Below are 701 nucleotides of genomic sequence, written 5' to 3' on the forward strand. Positions count from 1 at the left end.
ACGAGGTGAAGCTGATGCCGGGGGAGTTTGTGAAGGCGTTCAACATCCGCAATAAGAACGATGCGGCGGACGCCCGGGCGATCTGGCTAGCAGTACAGCAGCCAGGCAAGCCGGTAGCGGTAAAAACCGAGATGCAGCAAGCGATGCTTGGGCTGCACCGGATGAGGCAGCAACTGCTCAAGTTCCGAACGATGCAGATCAATAGCCTTCGAGGATTGCTGACGGAATACGGCGAGGTAATGAGCAAGGGCCGAAGCAAACTGGACAAGGAGATACCAGTGGTACTCGAACGGCTCGCTGAACGTCTGCCTGCTGTGATCATTGACGCGTTCCGCGAGCAGTGGAGCGGACTGGCGAAGCTGGACGAGCAGGTAGCGCAGATTGAGCGCCGCATGCGCGAGTGGAAGCACGTGGGAGTGGGCACTCGTGACGGGCGTTCGTCCGTGCGGGCGCACCGACACGTTCTACTTTCACTCATTAGAGGCGGCGCGCACCGCGCTCGATGCGTGGGACGGCTCGAGCGAGCCGCAGGGCTGGCTCCGGCATCCGCAGTCCGGGTCGCCCTCGACCTGATGGCGACGCATCGCGCGAGTACGTCCAGCCATGACCAGGACCGCCTACCTGATCGATCCCTGGACGCGCACCGTGGAAGCGGTAGAGCGCACCGCAGTCGACGCCCCCACTGTCCTGCGGGAAATCCG

Annotated in this window: 1 protein-coding gene and 1 pseudogene; both read left to right on the forward strand. The window is 62.8% G+C overall.

The genetic code is table 11. The features are described from left to right. A pseudogene (locus tag ACLFKU_RS43815) lies at positions 1–407 on the forward strand (IS110 family transposase); the annotation flags it as partial. 19 nt (positions 408–426) lie between these two features. Continuing rightward, positions 427–573, forward strand: coding sequence for a hypothetical protein (locus ACLFKU_RS43820; protein ID WP_410853398.1), 147 nt, complete (start codon positions 427–429; stop codon positions 571–573). Positions 574–701 lie beyond the last annotated feature (128 nt).

It is taken from the genome of Paraburkholderia sp. EG304, from assembly GCF_046543485.1.
GTDB lineage: Bacteria > Pseudomonadota > Gammaproteobacteria > Burkholderiales > Burkholderiaceae > Paraburkholderia > Paraburkholderia youngii.